Source organism: Streptomyces sp. NPDC058619, from assembly GCF_042717785.1.
GTDB lineage: Bacteria > Actinomycetota > Actinomycetes > Streptomycetales > Streptomycetaceae > Streptomyces.
In genome coordinates this window covers 1-5,455 of the sequence record NZ_JBHXQN010000121.1, presented here as the reverse complement: position 1 = coordinate 5,455, position 5,455 = coordinate 1, and the positions used below count along the sequence as shown (strand labels likewise).

The 5,455-nt window shown below is 69.8% G+C and carries 1 protein-coding gene; it reads left to right on the top strand.

Annotated elements, in window-relative coordinates; genetic code table 11:
* Nucleotides 1-17: 17 nt before the first annotated feature.
* The coding region (locus ACFWTC_RS38350) for an amino acid adenylation domain-containing protein (protein ID WP_384075124.1) at nucleotides 18-5,455 on the top strand (5,438 nt) is incomplete at its 3' end.

Genomic DNA, 5,455 nt, shown 5'->3' with positions numbered 1-5,455 from the left:
TGGGCCGCGGAGTGGAGATGATCGCGGCGATCCTGGCGGTGTGGAAGGCCGGCGCGGCCTACCTGCCCATCGACCCCGCCCAGCCCACCGAACGGATCTCCTTCATGCTGGCGGACACCCGCGCGGTGCTCCTCCTGAGCATCGAGGATATTCTCGACGAACTGCCCGTCGGCAGGGTCCGCGCGGTCGCGGTGGACGAACCGCTGGTCGTCATGCAGCTGTCGATGGAACCCGACACCGCACCGCAGGTCACCACCGCTCCGGACCACGTGGCTTATGTCATCTACACCTCGGGTTCGACGGGCCGCCCCAAGGGCGTCGCGATCACGCACGGTTCCCTGGCCAACTACGTCGCCACCGTCCCGGCACGAGTTGGATTCGGAACCTCTGGGGACCGGTACGCGCTGCTCCAGGCGCAGGCCACCGACCTCGGCAACACCATGGTGTTCGCGAGCCTGACCACCGGTGGTGAACTGCACGTCCTGGACGAGGGCGCGGTCACCGACCCGGCGGCCGTCAGCCGGTACCTGGCCGAGCACCGCATCGACCACCTCAAGGCGGTCCCGTCCCACCTCGCAGCACTCGGCACCGCCGACGGGCTGGCTGAGGTCCTGCCCGCCAAGTCGCTGGTGCTCGGCGGTGAAGCCGCCCGGTCGGCCTGGGTCCTGGACCTCCTGGAGGCCGCGGGCGACCGCGCCGTGTTCAACCACTACGGCCCGACCGAGACCACGATCGGCGTCGCCACCTGGCACCTGACCGCAGAGCGGGTAGCCGACGGAGTGGTCCCGGTCGGAGCACCGGTCGGCAACACCCGCCTGTACGTGCTCGACGCCGCGCTGCGCCCGGTCGCGCCGGGTGTCGTCGGAGAGCTGTACATCGCGGGCACCCAGCTCGCGCGTGGCTATGTGCGCCGGCCCGGTCTGACCGCGGAGCGGTTCGTGGCGAGCCCGTTCGGTACGCATGGCGAGCGGATGTACCGCACTGGTGACCGTGCGCGGTGGACGGGTGACGGCCAGGTGGTGTTCCTGGGCCGCACCGACGAGCAGGTGAAGATCCGCGGTTTCCGCATCGAGCCCGGTGAGGTCCAGTCGGCTCTGGCTGCGCACCCGTTGGTGGGTCAGGCCGTGGTGATTGCCCGGGAGGACGTTCCCGGCGACCGGCGCCTCGTCGCTTATGTCGTGGCCGATGATCCGGAGACCGCACAGGACCCGGGCCTGCCCGCGACGATCCGCAAGTTCGCCGCGCAGCGCCTGCCGGAGCACATGGTGCCCTCGGCGGTGGTGGTCCTCGACGGGCTGCCGCTGACAGGCAACGGCAAGCTGGACCGCAAGGCCCTGCCCGCCCCGGACGGAGCCGCGGCGCGTGTGGGCCGCGGCCCCGCCAGCGCCCGTGAGGAAATCCTCTGCGCCGCGTTCGCCGAAGTCCTCGGCCTGGACCGGGTCGGGGTCGACGACGACTTCTTCGACTTGGGCGGTCATTCCCTGCTCGCCGTGCGCCTCGTCAGCCGCATCAGGGTCGTACTCGGCGTGGAACTGGAGATCCGAGTCCTGTTCGAGGCTCCGACGGTGGCCGGGCTTGCGGCCTGCATCGACGAGGCCGACGGGGCCCGGACAGCGCTGATGGCGCAGGAGCGTCCGGAGCGGGTGCCGCTGTCGTTCGCGCAGCGCCGCCTGTGGTTCATCGGCGAGCTGGAGGGGCCGAGCCCCACCTACAACATCCCGATTACCGTGCGCCTCAACGGAACGGTGGACACCGCCGCGTTGAACGCCGCCCTGCGGGACGTGATCGGCCGCCACGAGGTGCTGCGCACGGTCTTCACGACCGCAGACGGTGAGCCCTACCAGCGCATCCTCGACCTCGAGGACCTGGAGTGGGGCCTGCACGTGGCCGAGGTGCCGGAGGCAGGGCTGGCCGACGCGATCGACGGCGCCACGCGGTATGCATTCGACCTCTCCGCCGAAGTGCCGTTCCGTGCCTGGCTGTTCTCGGCCGGTCCCGAGGACCACGTGGTCGTGGTGACCATTCACCACATTGCCGGCGACGGCTGGTCGACCCGGCCCCTGGCGCGGGATGTGTCGGTGGCGTACGAGGCGCGTTGTGCGGGCCGGGCTCCGGAGTGGGAGCCGCTGCCGGTGCAGTACGCGGACTACGCGCTGTGGCAGCGCGAACTCCTCGGCGACGACCAGGACCCGGAGAGCCGGATGTCCCGCCAGGTCGCCTACTGGCGCAAGGCCCTTGCCGGTGCACCGGAGGAGCTGGAGTTGCCGTTCGACCACCAGCGCCCGGCGGTCGCCAGTTACCAGGGGCACCTCGTGCCACTGGAGATTCCGGCGGAGGTCCACGCGCGCTTGGCGGAGGTAGCCCGCGCCGAGGGCGTGACGGTGGCCATGGCACTTCAGGCCGCGCTTGCGGTACTCCTGTCGAACCTGGGCGCAGGCACCGACATCCCCATCGGCTCGGTGAACGCCGGCCGCACCGACGAGGCCCTCGACGACCTGGTCGGATTCTTCGTCAACACGCTGGTGTTGCGCACGGACCTGACGGGGAGCCCCACGTTCCGCGAGCTCCTTTCCCGGGTACGGGATTCCAGTTTGTCCGCGTTCGCCCACCAGGACGTGCCCTTCGAGCGCCTGGTCGAGGAACTCGCCCCGACCCGCTCGCTGGCCCGGCACCCGCTGTTCCAGGTGACCCTCGCGGTGCAGAACAACGCCGAGGCGGTCCTGGAACTGTCCGGCATGCGCACCGAGGGAGCCGCAGAGGCAGAGATCCAAGGCACCACGGTGGCGAAGTTCGACCTGGACGTGAGCGTGGGCGAGACCTTCGACGCACAGGGCGCGCCTGCGGGGCTGCGCGGTGTGCTGATCGCAGCCGCGGACCTCTTCGAGCCCGCCACCGTCGAACGGCTCGCAGGGCGTCTTGCCCTCGTCCTCGAGACGGTCGCCAACGATCCGGACCTGCTGCTTAGTGATGTCGATGTGCTGGGCGCGGCTGAGCGTCGGCGGTTGCTGGTGGAGTGGAACGACACGGCTACTGAGGTGCCGGCGGGGACGCTTGCGGAGTTGTTCGAGGCGCGGGTGGCGCGGGTGCCGGACGCGGTTGCGGTTGTCGCCGACGGTGTTGAGGTGTCGTATGCGGAGCTGGATGGGCGTGCGAACCGTCTGGCGCGGCTGCTGGTGGGTCGGGGCGTGGGTCCGGAGTCCGTGGCGGGCGTGTGTCTGGAGCGCGGCATCGATCTGGTGGTGGCCCTGCTGGCGGTGTCGAAGGCGGGGGCTGCGTACCTGCCGATCGACCCGGCTTATCCCGCCGAGCGGGCGAAGTTCATGCTCGTGGATGCCGGTGCGCTGTGCGTGATGACCTCTGAGGCGTCGCAGGGTGCGCTGCCGCAGGGTGTGGCTCGAATTCCGCTGGACGCGCCCTCTGTGTACGGCGAGTTGGAGGCCCTGGTCGACACGCCGTTGTCGGATGCGGACCGTGGTGGAGTGCTGCTGGCGGCGCATCCGGCGTGGGTGATCTACACGTCGGGGTCGACGGGCCGGCCCAAGGGTGTGGTGGTGCCGCATGCTGGTGTGGGGTCGCTGGTGGCGGCGCAGGCGGAGAGGTTCGCGGTGGATGGTGCGAGCCGGGTGCTGCAGTTCGCGTCCGTGGGCTTTGACGCTGCCTCTGCGGAGATCTGGGTGGCGTTGTGTGCCGGGGCCCGGCTGGTTGTGGCGCCGGCGGACGTGCTGGTACCAGGGGCCGGTCTGGTCGAGTTGGTGGCGCGGCACGGGGTGACGCATGCGACGCTGCCGCCCGCGGTGCTGGGTGTGGTGGATCCGAGGGACGTGCCGTCGCTGTCGGCGGTTGTGTCGGCGGGTGAGGCGCTGGCTTCAGGGCTGGTGGCTGCGTGGGGGGCCGGTCGGCGGCTGGTGAACGCCTATGGTCCGACCGAGGCGACGGTGTGTGTGTCGATGTCGCAGCCGCTGGCGGCCGGTGATGTGCCGTACATCGGTTCACCGATTCCCAACACCCGTGTGTACGTGCTCGATCAGTGGCTTTCTCCGGTGGCGCCGGGTGTGGTTGGTGAGCTGTATGTGGCTGGTTCGGGTCTTGCGCGCGGGTATGTGGGGCGGGCTGGTCTGACGGCGGAGCGGTTCGTGGCCGGCCCGTTCGGTACGGCCGGTGAGCGGCTGTACCGCACCGGTGACCTGGTGCGCTGGAGTGCCGAGGGCCAGTTGGAGTATCTGGGGCGGGCGGATGAGCAGGTCAAGATCCGTGGGTTCCGTATCGAGCCGGGTGAGGTCCAGGCTGTTGTCGCGGCGCATCCCCAGGTGGCGCAGGCGGCGGTGGTCGCCCGTGAGGATGTTCCGGGTGACAAGCGTCTGGTCGCGTATGTAGTTCCGGGGCAGGGTGAGGTTCATGGTCTGCCCGTGTCTGTGCGGGAGTTTGCTGCTGGGCGGTTGCCGGAGTACATGGTGCCGTCGGCGGTGGTGGTTCTTGAGGGTCTGCCGTTGACGGTGAACGGGAAGCTGGACCGCAAGGCCCTGCCCGCCCCGGAGTACACGACCGGTTCCGGCCGTGGTCCGTCCACGGTGCGCGAGGAGATCCTCTGCGCGGCCTTCGCTGAAGTCCTCGGTGTGGACAGTGTCGGCGTCGACGACAGCTTCTTCGCTCTGGGTGGCCACTCGCTCCTCGCGATCCGGCTGGTGGAAGTCCTGCGTAGTCGTGGGATCTCGGTGTCGGTGCGGACCTTGTTCCAGACGCCGACGGCGGCCGGCATCGCGGCTGAGGCATCCGGTGCGGAGAGCGTTGTCGTACCACCGAATGCCATTCCGGAGGGCGCGCGGGCGATCACGCCCGACATGCTCCCGTTGGCCGATCTGACCGCCGAGGAGATCGAGCGGATCACTGCGACCGTGGACGGGGGCGCGGCCAACGTCGCCGACATCTATCCGCTGGCCCCGTTGCAGGAGGGGTTGCTCTTCCACCACCTGCTCGCGGATGGTGGTGAGGACGCGTATGTGACGCCGATGGCCGTGGAGTTCGACTCGCGGGCACGGCTGGATGCGTTTGTCGATGCGTTGCAGCGGGTCGTGGACCGGCATGACATCTACCGGACCGGGATTGTGTGGGAGGGCCTGCGCGAGCCGGTGCAGGTGGTGTGGCGAAACGCCCAACTCCTCGTCGAAGGGGCCGAACTCGACCCCTTGAGCAGCGACCCGGTAGGCGAGCTGGTCGCCCAGGTCGGCCTCTCCATGAACCTGGACCAGGCCCCGCTGATTCGGATGCATACGGCTGCTGCGCCGGAGGGCCGGTGGCTGGCACTGCTGCGCATGCACCACATGGTTCAGGACCACACCGCGATGGAGGTGATCCTCGGCGAAGTGGAGGAGATCCTTGCGGGGCGGGGCTCGGATCTGCCGGAGGCGTTGCCGTTCCGTGACTTCGTCGTGCAGGCGCGTGGTGGGGTGGATCGGGC